Annotated in this window: 17 protein-coding genes; 5 read left to right on the top strand and 12 right to left on the bottom strand. The window is 40.4% G+C overall.

The genetic code is table 11. From position 1 onward, the window contains the following. Positions 1-69: 69 nt before the first annotated feature. From PNIG_RS06230 to PNIG_RS06180, 11 genes are all read right to left on the bottom strand, one after another. Complete coding sequence (locus tag PNIG_RS06230; RefSeq protein ID WP_086998101.1) at positions 70-366, bottom strand: PilZ domain-containing protein; 297 nt, start codon at positions 364-366, stop codon at positions 70-72. Between the two features lie 8 nt (positions 367-374). After that, on the bottom strand, positions 375-755 hold the full coding sequence (locus tag PNIG_RS06225; RefSeq protein WP_058373030.1) for a response regulator: 381 nt from the start codon (positions 753-755) through the stop codon (positions 375-377). Positions 756-831: 76 nt separating this feature from the next. Further along, positions 832-4,719 (bottom strand): ATP-dependent RNA helicase HrpA, encoded by a 3,888-nt coding sequence (gene hrpA / locus PNIG_RS06220; RefSeq protein WP_172459233.1) that lies wholly within the window; start codon positions 4,717-4,719, stop codon positions 832-834. A 127-nt stretch (positions 4,720-4,846) separates the two neighbouring features. Further along, positions 4,847-5,881 carry an isoaspartyl peptidase/L-asparaginase family protein gene (locus PNIG_RS06215; protein ID WP_089368012.1) on the bottom strand — a complete coding sequence of 345 codons (1,035 nt, stop codon included), beginning with the start codon at positions 5,879-5,881 and terminating at the stop codon, positions 4,847-4,849. A 122-nt stretch (positions 5,882-6,003) separates the two neighbouring features. Further along, complete coding sequence (locus PNIG_RS06210; protein WP_011327828.1) at positions 6,004-6,708, bottom strand: SapC family protein; 705 nt, start codon at positions 6,706-6,708, stop codon at positions 6,004-6,006. A gap of 342 nt (positions 6,709-7,050) precedes the next feature. After that, complete coding sequence (pgl, locus tag PNIG_RS06205) at positions 7,051-7,761, bottom strand: 6-phosphogluconolactonase (RefSeq protein ID WP_011327827.1); 711 nt, start codon at positions 7,759-7,761, stop codon at positions 7,051-7,053. Then, entirely contained in the window at positions 7,761-9,236 is a 1,476-nt protein-coding gene (gene zwf, locus PNIG_RS06200) for a glucose-6-phosphate dehydrogenase (protein WP_011327826.1), read from the bottom strand. The genes pgl and zwf overlap by 1 nt, the downstream gene beginning before the upstream one ends. A gap of 299 nt (positions 9,237-9,535) precedes the next feature. Continuing rightward, the gene (pgi, locus tag PNIG_RS06195) at positions 9,536-11,182 is read right to left on the bottom strand and encodes a glucose-6-phosphate isomerase (RefSeq protein WP_011327825.1); all 1,647 of its coding nucleotides are present in this window, start codon (positions 11,180-11,182) and stop codon (positions 9,536-9,538) included. 272 nt (positions 11,183-11,454) lie between these two features. Then, the gene (locus PNIG_RS06190) at positions 11,455-13,713 is read right to left on the bottom strand and encodes an aminotransferase class V-fold PLP-dependent enzyme (RefSeq protein ID WP_089368011.1); all 2,259 of its coding nucleotides are present in this window, start codon (positions 13,711-13,713) and stop codon (positions 11,455-11,457) included. A 133-nt stretch (positions 13,714-13,846) separates the two neighbouring features. Continuing rightward, complete coding sequence (locus PNIG_RS06185) at positions 13,847-14,920, bottom strand: AI-2E family transporter (protein ID WP_011327823.1); 1,074 nt, start codon at positions 14,918-14,920, stop codon at positions 13,847-13,849. After that, the gene (locus tag PNIG_RS06180) at positions 14,913-15,131 is read right to left on the bottom strand and encodes a hypothetical protein (RefSeq protein WP_011327822.1); all 219 of its coding nucleotides are present in this window, start codon (positions 15,129-15,131) and stop codon (positions 14,913-14,915) included. The genes PNIG_RS06185 and PNIG_RS06180 overlap by 8 nt, the downstream gene beginning before the upstream one ends. A gap of 146 nt (positions 15,132-15,277) precedes the next feature. Here PNIG_RS06180 and PNIG_RS06175 point away from each other — a divergent pair, with 146 nt between their 5' ends. The 5 genes from PNIG_RS06175 to PNIG_RS06155 are packed head-to-tail and all read left to right on the top strand — an operon-like array spanning position 15,278 to position 18,803. Next, a complete protein-coding gene (locus PNIG_RS06175; RefSeq protein ID WP_089368010.1) occupies positions 15,278-15,943 on the top strand; it encodes a hypothetical protein in 666 nt (221 codons plus the stop codon). Between the two features lies 1 nt (position 15,944). Further along, positions 15,945-17,402 (top strand): beta-barrel assembly-enhancing protease, encoded by a 1,458-nt coding sequence (bepA, locus tag PNIG_RS06170; RefSeq protein WP_011327820.1) that lies wholly within the window; start codon positions 15,945-15,947, stop codon positions 17,400-17,402. Positions 17,403-17,455: 53 nt separating this feature from the next. Next, on the top strand, positions 17,456-17,803 hold the full coding sequence (arsC, locus tag PNIG_RS06165) for an arsenate reductase (glutaredoxin) (RefSeq protein WP_011327819.1): 348 nt from the start codon (positions 17,456-17,458) through the stop codon (positions 17,801-17,803). Then, positions 17,803-18,357: an NAD(P)H:quinone oxidoreductase gene (gene wrbA, locus PNIG_RS06160; protein WP_011327818.1), complete on the top strand. Its 555-nt coding sequence runs from the start codon at positions 17,803-17,805 to the stop codon at positions 18,355-18,357. Before arsC ends, wrbA begins: the two co-directional genes overlap by 1 nt. Then, positions 18,354-18,803, top strand: a complete 450-nt coding sequence (locus tag PNIG_RS06155) for a DUF2069 domain-containing protein (protein WP_011327817.1) — start codon at positions 18,354-18,356, stop codon at positions 18,801-18,803. Before wrbA ends, PNIG_RS06155 begins: the two co-directional genes overlap by 4 nt. Positions 18,804-18,964: 161 nt before the next feature. Here the strand turns inward: PNIG_RS06155 and PNIG_RS06150 are convergent, their stop codons facing one another. Beyond that, positions 18,965-20,302, bottom strand: coding sequence for an ankyrin repeat domain-containing protein (locus PNIG_RS06150; RefSeq protein WP_089368009.1), 1,338 nt, complete (start codon positions 20,300-20,302; stop codon positions 18,965-18,967). Between the last annotated feature and the right edge of the window lie 175 nt (positions 20,303-20,477).

Genomic DNA, 20,477 nt, shown 5'->3' with positions numbered 1-20,477 from the left:
GGTCAACAGACCCTAGTATTTATACGTGGTTATTACCTATTTATATGGGCAATAACCACGCTACCTAAGCTAATTAAACTGTATTATTTCAAGTCCGGCAGTTATTGTACCGTCATCTTCTTTGCTGGCGCGTATCACCTTAGCCGTTGCGTCTAAAGGCGCAATACTCGGATGAGTTGAGTCTATATGTACCAATAAAATAGTGTTTGGCTCAAGTAACTCATCTAAATGCAACGACAACCCAGTTGCACTCAAATCTACACATTCTGCATTATAATTTAAGCCAGCAATCGGCTCTATTGTGGTTAGCTTTGCTGGTGTATTGATCTGCATACGTCGAAAATTTCGCTTATCATCTGTAAACATAATTTTTCCTATACTATTTTATTAATTTGCTCTAACAACAGTGGTACAGAAAACGGCTTAACCACATAAGCATCACAGCCCGCGTCAAACCCAGCTTGCTTTTCAAGCGGTGACTCTAGCCCTGACACCATAACAATAGGGATGTTTTTTGTCTCAGGTGTATGTTTAAGCATTCTACACGTATCGTAACCATCCAGCCCTGGCATACATACATCAAGTAAAATAATATCGGGCGGATTAGCAATAGCAGAGGCTAAACAGCTTGTTCCAGAATCGGCATAATTAACATCAAACTTTGCGCTAAGTGCTGCTTTGAGTATTTCATAATTAAAATACTCGTCATCTACCACTAGTAGTTGTTGTACTTTATGTTCTATTGATGAGGACATGGCTATGTCGTTTCCTTCTCAAAACAAAAAATAAGTTCTACTATTAAGTACTTAAGCTTAATAGTAGATACACCTTTTACTCTATTTCTTTTATTGCATTTAACACACGTTTCGCCGAAATTGGATACGGAGTACCCAAGGTCTGTGCAAATAAAGACACTCTCAGCTCTTGCTGCATCCAAAAGATAGCTTCTACCTCTTTTGGAATTGGCATCCCTTTAGGGGTTTTGTTTGCTTGCTTTTTATACTCTTGAGCCACTTTATCAAGCTCAAGTACACATAATCTATCGCGATTTGGATCTATGGGTAACTTTTCTAAACGTTTTTGAATCGCTTTTAAATAACGGATTAAGTCACTTAGCTTAGTTGCCCCATGTTGGCTTACAAAGCCTTTAAAAACAAGAGACTCTAATTGCGATTTAATATCTCCATGCGCAGTGATCATGGTTAAATCTACCCGTCCTTTCATTTTTTTATGTAAGGCATGGGCTATACTTAACACTTGCTCTACTTGCGTGGCAATTTCAACTACAGCGTCACCAAGCTCACCACGTATATGCTCTTTTACATTTTCAAACGCGTCGCTGGTGCGAATGTCACCGTACTTTAATAATAAGCTATCAACACCGGCGGCAATGCAGTCATCAATTAAATCGGCTATTTTACCAAAAGGATTAAAATACAATCCAAGCTTAGCCTTATTTGGTAAGTTTTGCTGCAAATACTTTATTGGTGAAGGCACATTTAATAATACTAATCGGCGCAGCCCTTGTTGATGGGCAACCTGTGCTTTTACTTCGTTATCGAAAAGCTCAATAGCAGCAGTTGATTTTTTATCCACCAGCGCCGGATACGCTTTAATTTCGTATTGCCCTTGTTTTTTTACATATGAGTTAGGTAGCTCGCCAAAATCCCACTGCGTTAAGTCTGCTTTTTCTATGCCTTTATCGGCTACTTTGGATAATGTTTGCGTTACTTCGCCTTGTAGCTGCGCTTTAAGTTTGGCTAAATCTAGGCCACGCGCGAGTAACTTATCGTTATCGCCACGTACTTCAAACTGCAAACGTAAATGTGCTGCCAAGGCACTTAAATCCCAGGCATCAGGGTCAACTCGCACCCCTGTCATTTTTAATAGTCGATTACTAAGTGCGTCAATTAAACTCCCCTGCAATGGCTCAATAGCCGCCAAAACAGCATCGGCATAGTTAGGCGCAGGTACAAAATTACGGCGCAGTGACTTAGGCAATGATTTAATTAAACCACTTATTAACTCATGTCGAAACGCAGGTATATGCCAGTCAAAGCCGCTTTCTTGCACTTGGTTTAATAGCGCAACCGGTATTTGTACCGCCACACCATCAACCGCTTGACCGGGATCGAAATGATACGCTAAAGGTAAAATTAAATTATCTTGCTGCCAAGTATCTGGGTAGTCAAACTCGGTAATACTGCTTGCACCATGCTGCATTAAGTCATCGCGGCTCATTTGCAAATAGTGTTTATTGTGTTGTTTTTGCGTTTTATACCATTTTAAAAATGCTGCACGATTATTAATTTCTTTTGGAATTTTTTTATCGTAAAACTCAAATAAAGTTTGCTCATCAACTAAAATATCGCGCCTGCGTGACTTGTTTTCAAGCACTTGAATATCTTCAATCAGCTCGCGGTTAAACTCTAAAAAGCTTTCGTTTAAACCCAGTTCTTGCTCAACTAATGCGGTGCGAATAAACAGCTCACGGCTCACTTTAGGATCAATATTGCTATACACGCAGCGGCGCTTATTGACGATTAGCAGGCCATATAAGGTTTGTTGCTCAAAGACGATTACCGCACCGGGTTTTTTCTCCCAATGTGGCTCTGTATAACTGCGCTTAACCAAATGCTGCGCCAGTGGCTCAACCCAGTTAATGTCTATTTTGGCGTTAGTGCGGGCATATAATTTACTGGTTTCTACCAGCTCTGCCGACATTAGCCATTTTGGGCTCTTTTTAAATAACCCCGACCCCGGAAAAATATGAAACTGGCTATTACGCGCGCCTTTATAAATTTGTTTTTCATCTTTAAAGCCAATATGGCTAAGCATACCGCTCAGTAATGCTTTGTGAACTTGCTCACCGTCGGCAGCATTCGATGTGGCTTTCATACCCATTTCGTTGCATACGGTACTTATTTGATAAACAATATCTTGCCACTCACGAAGGCGCATATAAGCGAGGAAGTCTTTTTGGCAGAGTTTTCTAAACTGGCTATTAGTCAGCTCGCTTTGTTGCTCTTCTAAATAATTCCACAAGTTTAAAAATGCAATAAAGTCTGAATCAGGATCATCAAAACGGCCGTGTTTTTCGTTTGCCGCAGCACGTTTTTCTTGCGGGCGCTCACGGGGGTCTTGAATAGACAGTGCCGCCACTATAATAATTACTTCACGTAGCGCACCGAGCTTATGTGCGGTTAACACCATTTTAGCTAAACGCGGATCGACCGGTAAACGGCTTAATTCTCGGCCTGACTGGGTAAGCGCTGTTTTGTCGTTACGTTTAGTGGGATGTACTGCTTGGAGTTCCTCAAGCAAGGTTAAACCATCGCTAATATTACGACTATCTGGGGCTTGCACAAACGGAAACTGCGCCATGTCGCCTAAACCCAGCGCTAGCATTTGTAAAATAACCGAAGCTAAGTTAGTACGTAGTATTTCAGGATCGGTAAACTCTGGGCGTGATAAAAAGTCATCCTCAGCGTATAAACGAATACAAATACCCGCCTCTACGCGGCCACAACGTCCCATTCGCTGATTTGCACTGGCTTGCGATATTGGCTCTATAGGCAGGCGCTGTACCTTGGTGCGGTAACTATAACGGCTAATACGCGCCGTACCCGGATCAATTACATAACGAATCCCCGGTACGGTTAACGATGTTTCGGCCACGTTGGTCGATAAAATAATATGGCGGCGCGAGTGCGGTGCAAATATGCGGTTTTGCTCGGCGTTTGATAGTCGCGAATAAAGCGGTAATATATCAGTGTGTTTTAAATTACGTTTACTGAGAGCATCGGCGGTATCGCGTATTTCACGCTCACCATTTAAAAATATTAAAATGTCGCCAGGGCCTTCTGCACACAGTTCATCTACAGCATCAAAAATACCTTGCAGTTGGTCGCCTTCGGCTTCCATATCCTCTTTATTTATCTCAGTAACTGGGTTGTAACGTACATCAACCGGGAAGGTTCGCCCTGATACTTCTATAATTGGCGCATCATCAAAGTGCTTTGAAAAACGCTCTGGATCGATCGTTGCTGAGGTAATTATTATTTTTAAATCGGGGCGCTTAGGGAGTAAGTTTTTTAAATAACCTAAAATAAAGTCAATGTTTAAGCTACGTTCGTGCGCTTCATCAATAATAATGGTGTCGTATTGATTTAAAAATCGATCTTGTTGAATTTCGGCAAGTAAAATCCCGTCGGTCATTAGTTTAATATAGGTATTATTCGAGACCTGATCACTAAAGCGTATTTTAAAACCAACTTGTTGGCCAAGTTCACACTGCATTTCTTCTGCAATACGATTAGCCACCGTTCGTGCTGCTAGTCGCCTTGGTTGGGTGTGGCCAATTAAGCCATCAACCCCACGCCCTAGCTCTAAACACATTTTAGGAATTTGCGTGGTTTTACCTGAACCGGTTTCACCTGCAATAATAACCACTTGGTTATTAGCAATGGCGTTTTTAATCACATCCTTTTTTTGACTCACCGGTAATTGCTCTGGGTAAGTCACTTTAGGCAGAGCCGCTAAACGCTGCGCGCGCAGTGCTTGGCTACGGGTAATGTCGGCCGCTATTTTTTCAAGCGCGTTGGCATGCTTATTCTCATCGGTTATTTTTTTTACGCCATGTAAGCGTTTTTTAAAAATGAATTGATCTTTTTTCAAGCACGTCTTTAGCTCGCCAAACAACTGACCTAGGTTTACCACCCGCATACCTTATAAAATTAGTAAAAGAGCCGCAATTGTAGCAAATTAAATGGCTGGGGTTAATCCTACAAAGTGCATAACGCTTAGTAGTTTGTTATATAAGCCACCAGCCAAACAAATAAAGCGCTTATTCGCCTTTAAAAATGCCTACATAAGTGGCTTGGGTATTTGATTTACTGGCTCTGTACATACCTGAGGTATTAAACGGCAAACTAATATTACCTTTAGTATCCACTATAATAACACCGCCCGTACCGCCTATTGGTGCAAGTACCCCATTAATCACTTCGTCCCCTGCTTGCGTTATGGTTTTACCTTGGTATTTAACGCGCGCACAAATATCGCTGGCTACATTGTAACGAATAAAATACTCACCATGGCCGGTAGCCGATACCGCACACGATTCATTTTCCGCAAACGTTCCTGCACCAATTACCGGCGCATCACCAATACGGCCATAGCGTTTGGCGGTCATACCGCCGGTTGATGTACCAGCTGCTAAATTGCCATTTTTATCCAGTGCTACCGCACCAACCGTGCCCATTTTATAGTTATTTGGCAAGGCTTTATGCGCCGCTTGATAGTCTTTACTGGTTGCTTTGGCTTTATCTAATTTTTGCTTTGCTTTTAATAATGCTTTATAGCGGTGCTCGGTATCAAATAAGTTATTTTCGATTAAGGGAATACCTTGCTCTTTAGCAAACTCTTCAGCGCCTTGCCCACTGAGCATGACGTGTACTGAATTATCCATAACCAAACGTGCTAAATTAATTGGGCTCTCTACATGCTTAACACCTGCAACTGCGCCCGCCTGACGATTACGACCATCCATAATTGATGCATCGAGCTCATGGCTGCCATCGTAAGTATAAACCGCGCCACGCCCTGCATTAAAATAAGTAGACTGCTCCATCACTTGAATCGCTGCCGTTATGGCATCTAAGCTTTCGCCGCCTTGCTCAAGTACTTTATAACCGGCCTCTACCGCTTGGGTTAATTTAGCACGATAAGCTTGCTCTTCTTTGGGCGTAAATTTACTTTTTTCAATCGTGCCCGCACCGCCATGAATGGCAATAGCAAAAGGTACTTCTGCGCTTAAGGCGTTATTGCTTACGCTAATAAAACTAGTGGCGATAAGCGCCATTAAAAGTGATTTTTTCATAATGAGCTCTTATAAACTTCAGTGAAACCAATGTGGATGGTCGCTAACTATTTATCAAGTAAAGTAAGTTTAAACACATAAAAAAAGCGCCCAAAGGCGCTTTTTTTTGCTGGTTTAAATTATTACGCTTGTTGCGCTTTTAAACGAGCTAAACGTGCTACTTGATGCGTAGACGTTAAAAAAGAATAAATTGGTGCTAAATAACCACGTTTACGTAGCTCTAAAAAGTCAGCATCACTTAATTCATTAAGTTTTTTCTCATCGATAAGGTAAATACCGTTAATGTCTTTTTTCTCGCCTTTAATATCAACTGTTAGCGTTTGCGCTACTAAAAGCTCTTTATCGGCTAAAAACTTAGTAAAAGCATCTGTGATCTGAGAAAACTCAATAAACGATACTAATGCTTCTTTACGACGCTTTAAGTAGTCAGTTTCTTCGCCGTTTTCAAACAACGCATTACCTTCTTCTTCGCCAACTAATGGGCTCGCTTCGTCAATAACAATACCGTATTGATCTTGATCTGGGTGTTTTACTAAACCTAGTGGGTAGCGCGTCGTAGCCATTGGTGCAAATGCTGCCGTCCACTTATCGCCTTCAACAAACAAGTTTTCGCCTGGCTCAAGGCCAAACATAGCAACTGCTTGAAAAGTGCCTGTTTCGTTATTTTTAACGAAAGACATTGGAAATTCATTCGCTATACGCGCAAATTCATGTGCAACTACTGGCACTAAATGTTGCGTTTTCATAAATTCTACATTGATGCCGTTTTTAATTTTAGTATTGGCATGTTTTTCGTTGTGTAAAGGCTGTACTTGTTGCTCCGCCATGTTACTGCTCCGTTTATTTTTAATTTGTATGTTTCTTTGTTAATACCTTTAGGCTAATGCTTTTGAGCAAAAAAAGGAAGGGAAACTTTTATGACAACCGTTTTGATAAAATAAAATTTAAATAAATCTGCACCTTGCCAAAAAACGTACACATAACAAGGGTTAAATCTGCTTAAAAAGCACACACGGCAAGGCTATTTAACATACAGACTTGCTTTTAATGTTAATCAGTTTTAACAAAATCACGTTACTAACTACGTTATTTTGGATAATAATTACACAAATAAAAAAAGCAGCTAGTTATAGCTGCCTTTTTATTTGTTCATTCGCACTCATTTTAAATTACGGCGCCCAATAAACCTCAATATTAATACTTGGGTGATTTAGCACTGCGCGCAGTGGCATGTCGTTTACATCTCCGCCCGCTTTGGCTTGCTTATACACAGCGAGTTTTTCATCACCGCTAATAAGTAGCTTAACCACTTTAGATTGCGCTATCGCGTTTAATGTAAGTGTCATACGCTCAGTTATACTGCCAGTTACATCACTTTCAATGGCATTAATTGCACACACCAGTTGATCCGAGTTTAGGCCTACGTCTAAACCCTCTGCATGTGGGAATAATGACGCAGTATGACCATCTGGCCCCATACCTAAAATAGTCACATCATACGGGCGTTTTAACGCAGCATAAGCAGCTTCACACACTGCAGTGCCTTGCTGCGCTGTTTCGGCGCTATTTTTCATCGTGACAAAGTTAGCCGCAGCACCATAGTTTTGTAATAACGTGCTGTTAATAAATGCTTCGTTACTTTTTTCGTGGCTCGCATCTACCCAACGCTCGTCAACCATAGCAACATCAACATGTTGCCAATTTAAATCAAGGGTTGATAAATGCTTATACGCAGCAGCAGGGGATGAACCGCCCGATACCATTAATACTGCACGGCCATCATTGCTTATGCCATCACGTAATGATTGTTCAAGTGTTGCTGACAGCTCTGCTGTAAGCGCCTCTTTACTATCAAAAAACTTTTCAATTATTGTTGCCATTATGCTCCCTTATCACCGGTGTTAAACCATACATGGTTGTTCTCTGCTAATAATTCGTCAGCATCTTCTGGGCCCCAGCTACCTGCACGATAAAGCGCCGGTTTGCCTTTTTCTTGCCAGCGGTCGATGATTGGATCAATCCACTTCCATGCTTGGCGTACTTCATCACGATGGATAAATAACGAAGGATTATTAGCGGCTGCATCTAGCATTAAGCGCTTGTAGGCATCTGAGTGAAAACCATTGCTATAGGCTTGTGAAAGCTCAATATTCATCGTTACTGGCTCAAGCTGCATTTCAAGGTTATCTAAGCGTTTAGACATCAATGTTAGCTGAATAGTTTCCTCTGGTTGTAGGCGAATCACCAAGCGGTTTGGCTCTATTTCGCCTACGCTGTCTTCGTATACATTGTGTGATACTTTTTTATATTGCACTACAATTTCAGCACAGCGTTTAGCCATGCGTTTACCAGTGCGCAAATAAAATGGCACACCTGCCCAACGCCAGTTATCAATATGCGCTCGAATACCTACAAAGGTTTCGGTTTTACTTGAACCTTCATTAAGCTCTTCTAAGTAACCTGGTACAATTTTACCGTTTAGATCACCTGGTACATATTGGCCACGAATAATATTTTTATCTACGTCGCTGCCAATAAGTGGACGCAGCGCTTCTAATACTTTGAGCTTTTCGTTGCGAATACTATTGGCATTAAGTTTATGGGGTGATTCCATTGCTACTAAACATAACAGTTGTAACAAGTGGTTTTGAACCATATCACGCAGCGCACCGGCTTTGTCGTAAAAGCCTGCACGGGTTTCAAGGCCCACAGTTTCTGAAATGCTAATTTGAATATTATCGATTGATTTAGCATCCCACATGTTTTCAAACAACGAGTTTGAAAAACGCAGTGCCATTAAGTTTTGAACAGTTTCTTTACCTAAGTAATGATCAATTCGGAAAATTTGCTCTTCGCTAAAATACTCTGCGATTTTTCCATTGATAGCCTCAGCAGATTCACCACAATAACCAATAGGCTTTTCAACCACTACACGTGAAGTAGGCGTTATTAAGTTTTTAACAGATAATATTTCACAGCAAGTGCCGTACACAGCAGGTGGTAGTGATAAATAAAATACGCGAGATTTAGTGCTGTCGTGCTCATCTAAAATACCTTTTAGCACATCCCAGTTATCGTCAGGGGCTGTTACATTGCTAACAACAGGTACTAAAAAAGTAGCAAAGGCTTTCCAATCTTTAGCATTAAACTCATCCTTTGCTAAAAACTCTTTTAAGGCTTTGTGTGCTGTTTCTATGTACTCAGCACGTTGGGTTTCTTCGCGTACCGTTGGCAAAATACGTGAGCCTTCAGGTAAATTACCTTCTTGATATGCTCGATACATTGCAGGTAGTAATTTGCGTAACGCAAGGTCACCACCGCCCCCAAAAATTATAATATCAAAAGGATTAAGCATAGTTACTCTCTACGTTTGTGCTACCTGGCACTACCCGTTAGGTAATCAGATATAGCGGTTTATTGCTTGAATGATGTCGGTTTTTATAAATATGTTTGCACAAAAACCTGCTTTGTTATGCTGTGATGATGATGTTTTTTATTTAACCACACTGCTGGCTATTTATTTTTAATTTTATCATCTGCGCTTAAAAATGGGCCTTAGGGAACTGTAATTCCTCTCACAAAAATACAGTCCCTAAGTACACCAGCGCTACCCGTTCAAAGGTATTTGGTTGCTTATGTTACTAAGCTAAATTTTTACTGCGTACGATGTTGCTTATAATACGCCATTAAACCATTAGTTGAACTATCATGAGCATATTTAACGCGCTCATCAACTAACTCTGCTTCTATTTTTGATGCTAATCCTTTACCTAGCTCAACACCCCATTGATCAAATGAGCAAATTTCTAAAATAATGCCTTGGCAAAAAATCTTATGCTCATACAACGCAATTAAGCGCCCTACCGTTTTAGCGTCTACGCTATCTAGTAACATAGAGGTAGTTGGGCGGTTGCCTTGATGAATTTTGTGCTTTAGTAACTCATCTATTTGTGCCTGAGATTTACCCTTAGCGGTTAAATCTGCGGTGATCTCTTGCTCATCTACGCCATTCATTAGTGCTTCTGTTTGCGCAAAAAAGTTCGATAATAAAATATCGTGATGTTTATCAACGTTTACTTGCGGCTTAATTGAGGCAATAAAATCAGCCGGTACAATAACATTACCTTGATGCAAACATTGGTAAAATGCGTGTTGCCCGTTAATCCCGGTCATACCCCAAATAATTGGCACTGTTGTATAAGGCACAGTTTCACCCGCAAAGTTAACATGCTTGCCGTTACTTTCCATTTCGCCTTGTTGTAAGTACGCAGGCAACATGTGCAGCGCTTGGTCATAAGGTAAAATAGCTTGCGAGGTATAACCTAAAAAGCTGGTATTCCACACACTTAATAATGCCATAATAAGCGGAATATTTTGCTCTAGTGGTGCGTTTTTAAAGTGCTCATCAACTTCGTACGCACCCTCTAAAATTGCTTCAAAAGCGTCATATCCTGCATATAATGCAATCGGTAAACCAATAGCGCTCCATAATGAAAAGCGACCACCAACCCAATCCCACATCGTAAATACGTTGTCGTTACTAATGCCAAACTCGGCTGTTTTTTCTAAATTAGTGCTCACCGCAACAAAATGCTTAGCAATAGCGGCGTTATCTTTAGCTGTTTGTAAAAACCAATCAACCGCTGTTTTAGCGTTGGTCATTGTCTCTGACGTGGTAAACGTTTTTGATGCAATAACAAACAAGGTTGTTTCAGCATCAATATTTTTTAATACCGAGGCAATTTGTACCCCGTCAGCATTCGACACATAATGTACATTTAAGGTATCGTCACTTAATGCTTTTAATGCTTCGGTTGCCATTTGCGGGCCAAGGTTTGAACCACCTACACCTATACTTACTACATCTTTTACTGGCTTACCACTGTAGCCTAACCACTTACCACTGCGTACTTTTTCAACAAACAGTTTAATTTTAGCAAGTTCGTTATCAACCAACTCAGTTACATTTTCACCATCAACAATAAGTGGCGTATGAGCGCGGTTACGTAATGCTGTGTGTAACACTGCTCGGTTTTCGGTGATATTAATTTTTTCACCATTAAACATTTTTTCACGCCAAGCGCTAATGTCACACTCTTTAGCTAATGCAATTAACTGCGTAAAAACATCTTTATCAATACGTTGTTTTGAGTAATCAAATAATAATCCAGGGATTTGCGTAGAAAATTGAGAAAAACGCGCGTCATCTTTAGCAAATAAATCCCTAAGATGGCTTTGTTTCATCTTGGTTGCACTTTTTTCAAGCGCTTGCCAACTTGCTAATTGCGAACGGTTAGTCATGTAAACATCCCCTAAAATATTAATCTATTGATTTAAATGTATTTATTATATAAAACTTAGTTAATTAACATATATAGCAAAGTTAAAAATGAGCTGTTTTTATATTTTATGCTGTGAATGATAACGTAATTTTTTGCTTTTGACACCGGTATCATAAAATTAATATATTAATTTAACAACCCATTCAGAGGCGACTCAGTTAGCTTAATTTGGCAAATAAATAAAAAGGCCGACAAATGCCGGCCTTAATTATATTTATTTGCTAACTAATTTTAACTTCCCAGTGCCAAACCGCCATTTAAATTATAAACCGAGGTATAACCTAGCTCAATTAAATTAGCTGCTGCCAACTTTGAGCGGTTACCACTGCGGCACACTAAAATATATTGATTATTTTTATCTAGCTGCTGCTCTACTATTGCGTTTGCCATACGGCTAAGCGGAATATTTAAGGTTTTAGCCGTAGCAACATTTAACAGCGATGAAATATTATTAGCGCCATGCTCATAGGGTTCGCGCGTATCAATTAAATATACATTGCCGTGGCTGAGCATTTCTTTTGCCTGTGAATAACTCAATTGCTGTGTATTTGTATCTGGTTGCGCATTTACATAACCACAAAGCTGGTTGTTATTATCTGTTTGTTTTTGCTCATCGCGCTGCTGCTTTTTAGCAGCAAATTCATCTTTCGTTATTTGCTTAGATAATAATGCGCTCAATAAAGGAGTTTGCTGTTGTTGCACCGCCCAGTTCATAGCAAAACACTGTTGGTAATCGTGTCCTGAGCAAATAACCGCCTCTGGGGTTAACTGCTGCGCTAATAATATTAACGAGTCAGACATTTGCTCTGCACTACCACCAAGCAAATGAGTATTACCCAGCCCCGCTGGTAAAATGAGATCACCACAAAAACAATAGCGAACCTCACCCGAGGCTTCTTTTAATAAGTAACTCACACTGTCTTGGCTATGCCCAGGTGTGGCAAGTTTTTCTAGGCGTTGCCCATTTAAATTAATCACCGTTTTGTTAACTGGCCAACCCAATTGATCAACCTCTCCTGCTACTAAACGTGCTGCTAACACACTGCGTAATAGGGTAATTGCACTATTACGCTCTTGGTGAGCATGGGTGTCTAAAATAGCGGCTATGGTTAAATTTTGCGTATTGGCTATTTTTTCAAAGCGCGGTATTAACTCTATAATAGGGTCGATGATCACCGCTTGGTTGTTGCTATTAACATATAACCAGCTGCACGCGCCTTGGTGCCTAAATTGGGTTAAGCCTAGTGCACATAATTCCTGCGTAGGTGTAGCGCTGTCAGATACTACCAGGCAATTTGCTTGTAATACTTGTTTAAGGGCGCGAATTCGCTCACAGGCATGGTCAATATCTTGTTGCGTGGCGGCAGGTCCAAACGATAAACGTATGGCGTTTTCACTTTGCCACTGGCTTGCACCCATTGCATCTAGTACAAAACTTTGTGAAGCACCAGTACTACACGCAGAGCCGCCGCTCACGCGTATGCCGGCAGCATCAAATAAATCAATAACTTCTTTACTGGTTAAGTCGTTAACCGCAAAATTAAGCGTGGTGGGCACTGAGTATGAAAAATCATGGTTAAAGGTAATGGCACCAAATGTATCGCTTATTGCATTGTGTAATTGGCTGCGATATTGCGCAAGCACAGCACTTGATTTAAACGTGCCATCGGTTTTATCTAATAACAAACTAAATAACTTATTAAGTCCTGCAATACCAGGGAGATTTTCAGTACCTGAGCGCATACCACTTTCTTGCCCGCCACCGGCTATAAATGCCGTATAAGCACTGCCTTGACGAATATATAATAAGCCAATGCCTTTGGGAGCGTAGAGTTTATGGCCCGAAAACGGTGCGTAATCTATTGTTGTTTCGCTCAACATAAGCTGCTGCTTACCTAATGCTTGAACGCAATCGACCATCCAAGACACGCTGCTATTGCGATTACGAATAACCTGCTCTATTGCCGCTAGATCTTGGTATACACCGGTTTCATTATTAACCGCCATAGTGCAAATCATCAGCGCATCATCAATATGCTGAGCAATAAAATCTAAGTCTAAAATACCGTTACTATCAACCGGAATAGCAAGTACTTGAGCGTTAATCTCTAGCACTTGATTCCAATGTTTTAGGGTATTTGGTACTGCTTTGTGCTCTGTAGCGCCATAAAGTAACACCGGATTTTTTTTATTATGGGTTTTAGCATTTATCAGCGTAGACACTACAGCCGTTTGAACACCTTCGGTTGCCCCTGAGGTAAATAAAATATCACCATTATTAGCGCCAATTACCGCGCGTGCTTTTTGTCGAGTTTGCTCCAATAAGTGCTTAGCTTGAATACCCGTTATGTGTGGGCTAGAAGGATTACCAAAACAGGTTTGCATTGCATGGCACACCACATCAACTATGCATGGCAACACAGGGGTCGTTGCATTTGCATCAAGGTAAACTTGTTTTACTGGCTCATCGGGTAATAAATACTCAGACATTAAAAAACGCACCTTATTACTAATAAATATATCTTATACCAATATTACATAGTTTTGGCTGCAATAGATAATAATCAATTAGTTTTAAAGATGCGTTTTCTATGCTTTTTTATACTTAAAGCGGTGTTAACTTTTAGCTCAGCTCTTTAATGATTTCTTCTTGAGTAGATGACCACGCATTGATCAGCGCTTTGACTAATGACGCCAGTGGAATGGCAAAAAATACGCCCCAAAAACCCCACAAGCCACCAAAAAACAATACCGCTACAATAATAAATACCGGATTTAAATCAACCGCTTCAGAGAACAATAAAGGCACTAGTACATTGCCATCAAGCGCTTGAATAATACCGTAAATAATTAAAATGGTCCAAAATTGGGTTTCAATTCCAAACTGAAACAACGCCACTGCCGCCACCGGAATGGTTACCAATGCCGCACCCACAAAAGGGATCAACACCGAAAAGCCCACTAATACTCCCAATAACGCAGCATAGCGTAAATCAAGTACCGTAAAGGCAATAAACGACACCGAGCCAACAATCAGTATTTCAAACACTTTACCGCGAATGTAGTTCATTATTTGCTGATTCATTTCATTCCACACCTGCATTATTAAGCGTCGTTGTTGCGGAATAAGTTTAGCAATACTGTGGCTAAGCTCTAGTTTGTCTTTAAGCATAAAAAACACTAACAAGGGCACTAAAATTAAGTAAATTAACCACGCAACCGCATCTTTTAAAGACGTGAGCGACACCGACAGCACTACTTGACCAAATTCAATTACTTTAGTCTCTACTGTTAATACAATTGTTTGTACTTGTTCTGCAGTAATTAAACTAGGGTACTGCGCAGGCAAGGCCAATAAAAACGATTTTCCTTGCTCTACCATATGCGGTGTTTCTTGAAATAAATTACTGGTTTGCTGCCACAGCACAGGGCCAATAACTAAAATAAGTGTCAGCATAATACCTGTAAATATAAGCATAACAATTACTGTAGCGGTAAAACGCCTTAACCCAAAACGCTCTAAGTGCAGTACCGGCCAATCGAGTAAATAGGCAATAATAAGTGCCACCAATACCGGCACTATCAAAGATCCAATAAAATATAATAAGGCTACTAACGCCAATAATAAAAATAATAAAGTAACTGAATGAGGATCAGAAAACTTTTTTTCGTACCACGCTTTTATATATTCAAACACGTAATGGCTCCACTAATAACATTCCTTGGCGCTTATTTAAGGTATAACAATATGCATGCTTTTGTAAAAATCGTTCAATGTCGTTTATATTTTCTGCATTATTAAAACTAAAAGTAATACTTTGTTGTAACGACACGGCTTTACGCAGCCCAAGTTTAAATTGAATAAACTGCTGTGGGCATTTATAAGCTGATAAATTTTGCTCTAGCATACTCGTTTCACCTTGAGTTCACATCAATAATAAGTCCCATAGTCACCACCTAAAAATGTATTAAGTGTGAACATGCATAACTTTTCCTTAAAACAACCTCGGCAATAGTTTATCCTTAGGGCATAATTAGCAGTAAGGATAGGTTAATGCCTGGCACGCATAATAAAGCGCAATTACCCAGTAATCCAACACTCAAAGAGATTAATTGGTATAAAAAACAAATAAATTGGGGCGAATTACCACCTTTTTATCACCTTGTTGCCTCATCGGTCAGCGAAGCTGAAGGTATTTTAGAACATGGGTTTGATAATGCAGTAAAAAGCCTTTTAGACAAACGTAATTGGAACCTTGATCTACTTGACGGCTACGAAACCGAGCTAGGCGAAATTCAATGTAATAAAAAGCCACGCATTGCACTGCATCAAGTATTTACCGATCGTGGTTTTGAGCTTTGGGCTCAACCGTACGCTAAAGATGTTATTATTGATCAATACGTTAAAAATAATCGTTTTATGGAATTTAAAGTATGGGATCCACTTTCCATGAAGTGCTTAATTAGAATAAATCAATTACATACATTTATTGGCTTTTATTTTGAACGTGGAGACAAAGCCGATAAAGCTATTATTTTACACGCACACAAGGTAGTGCATAAAATTATTACTTTTTTACAAATACAATTGAACGTAGTAAAGCTAGATGGGGTCACAATAAAAGCGCTTTATCAATTATGTGAAAAAGACAGCCGTGCATGCAGTGACGAAATAAACATTGCCAAAATTGCTCTTGGTGAACCAATTAACAGGGAATAAAATGCAGCTAAAATCAGCCTTTATCACTTTATGTAGTGCCGCGCTTACATTTAGCCTATTAGTAAGTGAGCCTTTAAAGGCGCAAACAAACTTTAAATTGCCAGATTTAGGTACCTCAGCCTTACAAGTGCTGCCGCTCGAAAAAGAACAAGCGATTGGCGAAGTAATGATGATGCAAATTAGAGGCTCGTCGCCAATAATTAACGACCCTGTGCTTGATGAGTACTTAACCACAGTGGGCCGTAAACTTGTGGCTAGCGCCAATGATGTGCGGTTTCCGTTTTCATTTTTTTGGTTAAATAACTCTGAAATAAACGCCTTTGCATTTTATGGCGGCCATGTTGGCGTACACACCGGATTAATTGCGCAAGCTGATGATGAAAGTCAATTTGCATCGGTACTTGGCCATGAAATTGCCCACGTTACCCAGCGCCATTTAGCACGGCGCCTACAGCAGCAACAAGACAACAGCGCAATGACTATAGCCGGAATGATTGCCGGTATTTTAGCCGCTGTCGTCGTGCCCGATGCTGGTATTGCTATTATTTCAGCAAGCCAAACACAATCGGCATTTAGCCAACTAACGCATAGCCGCTCAGCAGAGCAAGAAGCCGACCGTATTGGTATGCAAACGCTTAATAATGCAGGCTTTGATCCGCGTGCATCAAGTGAATTTTTAACTAAACTCGCTGCGCAAATTCGTTATAAATATAAGCCACCTGCGTTTTTACTTACTCACCCGCTTCCTGAGAGCCGTGTGTCTGATGTAAGATTGCGTGCGCAGCAATACCCTAAACGCCAAGTAAACCCGAGCCTTGAGTTTAACTTAGCAAAGAGTCGCGTGCTGGCAAGATACGACAATAAACCAGAAGCAGCAGAATCGCTGTTTAGAAAATTAATTCGCGAAAATAGCTACAATAATGCCGCCCTAAAATATGGCTTAGGCATTAGTTTGCTGGATCAAAAAAAGCTTGATGAAGCGCAGCCTATTTTAGATGAACTACTAAAAAGCGATCCTAAAAACTTATTTTATATAGATACCTATACCGATTTATTAATAGCGCAAAAAAAGGCCGCTGAAGCCGTTACCTATTTAGCAGAATTAAACAATTACCGCCCTAACAATCAGGTAATTACGCTAAACTATGCCAACGCAGCCCTAGAAGCAAAGCAATACGAGCTTGCCGAAAACATCTTAAAAAGCTTTTTACTAGAAAAACCAGATCACAGCTTAGGTAAGCAACTATTAACCGACGCCTATAAAAAGCAAGAAAAACTCGCCGCCTATCACGAAGCCAATGCCGATGTATTATCGCAATACGGCGCTTATTTAAAAGCTGCCGACGAAATACAAAAAGCACTCAACTTTATTGAGCCAAACGAGCTAGTTAAACAACAAAGGTTAAAAGCGCTACTTACACAATACCGACTTTTACAAAAAGAGCTTGCTAGGCTTTAAGTCTACAAGCGCTTGGCCTAAAATGGCCGCAACTCATTTATTGGAAGCATTTTATGTCTGTAACTATTTATCATAATCCGCGCTGCTCTAAATCGCGCGAGACCCTAGCTTTATTACAAAGCAAAGCTATTGAGCCAAGTATAGTTGAATACTTAAATACGCCTTTAAGTAGCGAGCAGCTAACTACATTAGTTAAGCAGCTGGGTTTTACATCTGCACGCGAGTTAATGCGCACCAAAGAAGACATTTACAAAACGCTAAACTTAAAAGATGAAACCAGTGAAGCTGCACTTATTAATGCTATGGTACAAAATCCAAAACTAATTGAGCGCCCTATTGTGGTTAACAATGATAAAGCTGCTGTTGGTCGCCCTCCAGAAAACGTATTAAGCGTTTTATAATGAGCACGACCATAGTGGTACTTTACCATTCAAGCCATGGCTCAGTTGAAGCTATGGCCCATGAAATTGCCGAGTCTATAGAGCAACAAGGGGCCAGCGCTTTGCTGCGCACTTTTGTTGCTAAAAACCCACACGACATTATTATCACTAAAGACGATTTAATAAACTGTGATGGCCTTGCCTTTGGCACACCTACTCGCTTTGGTATGATGGCCTCTCAAGCAAAAATGTTTTGGGAAACCACCAGCGAATTATGGTTAAAAGGGCAATTAATTGACAAGCCAGCCTGTGTTTTTTCGTCGTCAAGCAGTATGCATGGCGGCAACGAAGCCACATTACTGAACTTATCGCTACCGTTACTGCACCATGGCATGATGTTACTCGGTGTACCTTACGATGTACCCGAATTGCTGGCAACACAAACCGGTGGCACGCCCTATGGTGCAACACATGTTGCTGGTAGTAGTAATAGTACTGAATTAAGTAAAGACGAAATTAAAATATGCCAAAGTGTTGGCAAACGCCTCACTCAAATTGCGAGAAAACTTCAATGAAAACAGCTGAAATTCCAGCTAAAAAGCCAATTACTATTAAATTTCAACGTACCGCGATTTTTGGTTATGTCGGTTTATTAATTTTAATGCCGTTATGGATGTTTGTATTTGCACCGAGAGAAGGCCACAGCAATGGCTTTATTTTTGCCGTGTACATACTGCCATTATTATTTCCTCTTAAAGGCATAATTCAAGACAAAGCGTATACGTATGCATGGGCAAACTTTATTGTTATGCTTTACTTTATTCATGGCCTTACATTGCTTTGGGTAGCGCAAGATGAGCTGGTATGGGTATTGTTAGAGCTACTATTTGCCTCTGCTATGTTTATTGGCTGTACCTACTATGCTAGGCATCGTGGGCAAGAACTTGGCTTAAAAATTCGTAAATTAAAAGACGATCTCGCCGAAGAAAAAGCAGCGCACGAGCACGAAAAAACAGATTAAATTATAATTTAAACACAAAAAACGCGCTAATTAGCGCGTTTTTTATTTATGCATCGTTATCGCCTATTTATGGGGAACAGCCACACTACATAGGCTCTGCCATGCCTAACGGCCAAACACATTGCTGCAAATTTAACCTCGAAAGATAAACTTGTAAATATTTAAACTAAAGAACTTAATGCGGCAAGGGTTACAATAGCGGCTAAACCTAACTGCCCTACTAGGCTAACTAAAGAAAAGCCTCTTAATACAAATAATCCCCACGGGTGTTTAATGTGCGGGTACAGCGCGCAGCGCTTTAAAGTAGCCGCAAAAAAGAAACACACCGCCGCAATCATAGTTAGAGTTAATGTTAATTCGCTTTTTATGGTTATTGTTTCATCAAAAAAGAAAAACAATTGCACCGGCAATAATAAAGTAACCAGAGCATGCAGCGCATGCACTTTTTTAATGCGATCAAACTGCCCTTCAGGCGACAACTCTTTAATACCAAAGTCGCGCTCAAGGCACTTTACTAAGTTACTCGCTTTTATGCTCACCGCTAAGCGATAACAGCTAAGCCCTTCGTTATTACGCACTCTAAAGTCATACCCCGCCTTTAGCAGCAATACCATAAGCGATTCGTTTTTAGAGAGCACAGCATAATGCAAGGCAGTATTCCCCTTATCATCAACTGCTTTTTTATCTTGTTGGCTCAGCAGGGTTTCAACTACATTTACGTAGCCTTTTTCAGCAGCCCACATAAAGGCTGTTTTATTGTGCTCATCGGCAAGCGTACCTGTTGCGCCTTGCTCAATAAAGCGCATGGCCATCATTTGCTTAGCGGTTTTTTTATTTAAATGAGCAAGCAAAGCTTTTTCAAGTAGTACCACAGAATCTACATCCGGCGATACTTGAGTGAGTAAAGTAAAGTAGTCTTTGCCTTTAGCCACTTTTTCACTTGCCAGTTCAGTTAAATGCTCAAGATCGGCAATTGAACCTGGAATATAAGCACTCAAACGCTCTCTAAAATCAACTTCTTGCCACAGAGCTAGCGTGTCAACCGCCGATAATTTACTGCGATTATTTAACGCATGCTCAATTAGAGTAAAGTAGCGTTTAGCAAAAAATAAACTAAATAACGACTGCGGTGTATCAATCTCATTTTGCGCCGATACATTCGCGTATTTTTCGAGCCGTTGGCAAAGCATAAGTACTAAGCTTTCGGGGGTATATTCGTTATCAAAATAATGTTCTTTTACCGCGCTTATATACGTTTGTGCACTTTCGTCATACTCGCAAATATGTTGAAAATAACACTCTTCAAAAGGCTCCAGCGGAGTAAACCACGCTAAATAAAATATGGGCGGTAAAACAGTAGTACATACTCCATCATCTTCATGGGTAGAACGACAGGCAGGCCAAGCTTCTAAAGCATCTAAAATAAAGGCACCATTTTGTTCTACAAGTCCTTTGATAAGTAATGGGTATTCCTTTGGCCAAATCAGTACATTTTCCATTAAAACAACACAACTCCAGTGTAGCTTGGGACAGTGGTCAGTTATAGCAGCTTTTAGCTGACACCACGCTTAATCGACGAGCCGATATTCTAGCACACCTTGATCGCCACGCTAGCGCAAAGTAACGCAATACTTATAAAATAAAAAAGCAGCCAACTACATAACTAGTTGGCTG

Source organism: Pseudoalteromonas nigrifaciens, from assembly GCF_002221505.1.
In the GTDB taxonomy this organism is placed as follows: Bacteria; Pseudomonadota; Gammaproteobacteria; order Enterobacterales; family Alteromonadaceae; genus Pseudoalteromonas; species Pseudoalteromonas nigrifaciens.
The sequence above is the reverse complement of the archived record's forward strand: the minus strand, read 5'-3'. Positions and strand labels throughout refer to the sequence as shown.

Bases quoted from the DNA above. Each gene is read 5' to 3' on its own strand.
- PNIG_RS06180 (WP_011327822.1), bottom strand. From the start codon at position 15,131: ATGCTAGAGCAAAATTTATCAGCTTATAAATGCCCACAGCAGTTTATT.
- PNIG_RS06215 (WP_089368012.1), bottom strand. From the start codon at position 5,881: ATGAAAAAATCACTTTTAATGGCGCTTATCGCCACTAGTTTTATTAGC.
- wrbA (WP_011327818.1), top strand. From the start codon at position 17,803: ATGAGCACGACCATAGTGGTACTTTACCATTCAAGCCATGGCTCAGTT.
- pgl (WP_011327827.1), bottom strand. From the start codon at position 7,761: ATGGCAACAATAATTGAAAAGTTTTTTGATAGTAAAGAGGCGCTTACA.
- PNIG_RS06230 (WP_086998101.1), bottom strand. From the start codon at position 366: ATGTTTACAGATGATAAGCGAAATTTTCGACGTATGCAGATCAATACA.
- pgi (WP_011327825.1), bottom strand. From the start codon at position 11,182: ATGACTAACCGTTCGCAATTAGCAAGTTGGCAAGCGCTTGAAAAAAGT.
- arsC (WP_011327819.1), top strand. From the start codon at position 17,456: ATGTCTGTAACTATTTATCATAATCCGCGCTGCTCTAAATCGCGCGAG.
- zwf (WP_011327826.1), bottom strand. From the start codon at position 9,236: ATGCTTAATCCTTTTGATATTATAATTTTTGGGGGCGGTGGTGACCTT.
- bepA (WP_011327820.1), top strand. From the start codon at position 15,945: ATGCAGCTAAAATCAGCCTTTATCACTTTATGTAGTGCCGCGCTTACA.
- PNIG_RS06150 (WP_089368009.1), bottom strand. From the start codon at position 20,302: ATGGAAAATGTACTGATTTGGCCAAAGGAATACCCATTACTTATCAAA.
- PNIG_RS06175 (WP_089368010.1), top strand. From the start codon at position 15,278: ATGCCTGGCACGCATAATAAAGCGCAATTACCCAGTAATCCAACACTC.
- PNIG_RS06210 (WP_011327828.1), bottom strand. From the start codon at position 6,708: ATGGCGGAGCAACAAGTACAGCCTTTACACAACGAAAAACATGCCAAT.
- PNIG_RS06190 (WP_089368011.1), bottom strand. From the start codon at position 13,713: ATGTCTGAGTATTTATTACCCGATGAGCCAGTAAAACAAGTTTACCTT.
- PNIG_RS06225 (WP_058373030.1), bottom strand. From the start codon at position 755: ATGTCCTCATCAATAGAACATAAAGTACAACAACTACTAGTGGTAGAT.
- PNIG_RS06155 (WP_011327817.1), top strand. From the start codon at position 18,354: ATGAAAACAGCTGAAATTCCAGCTAAAAAGCCAATTACTATTAAATTT.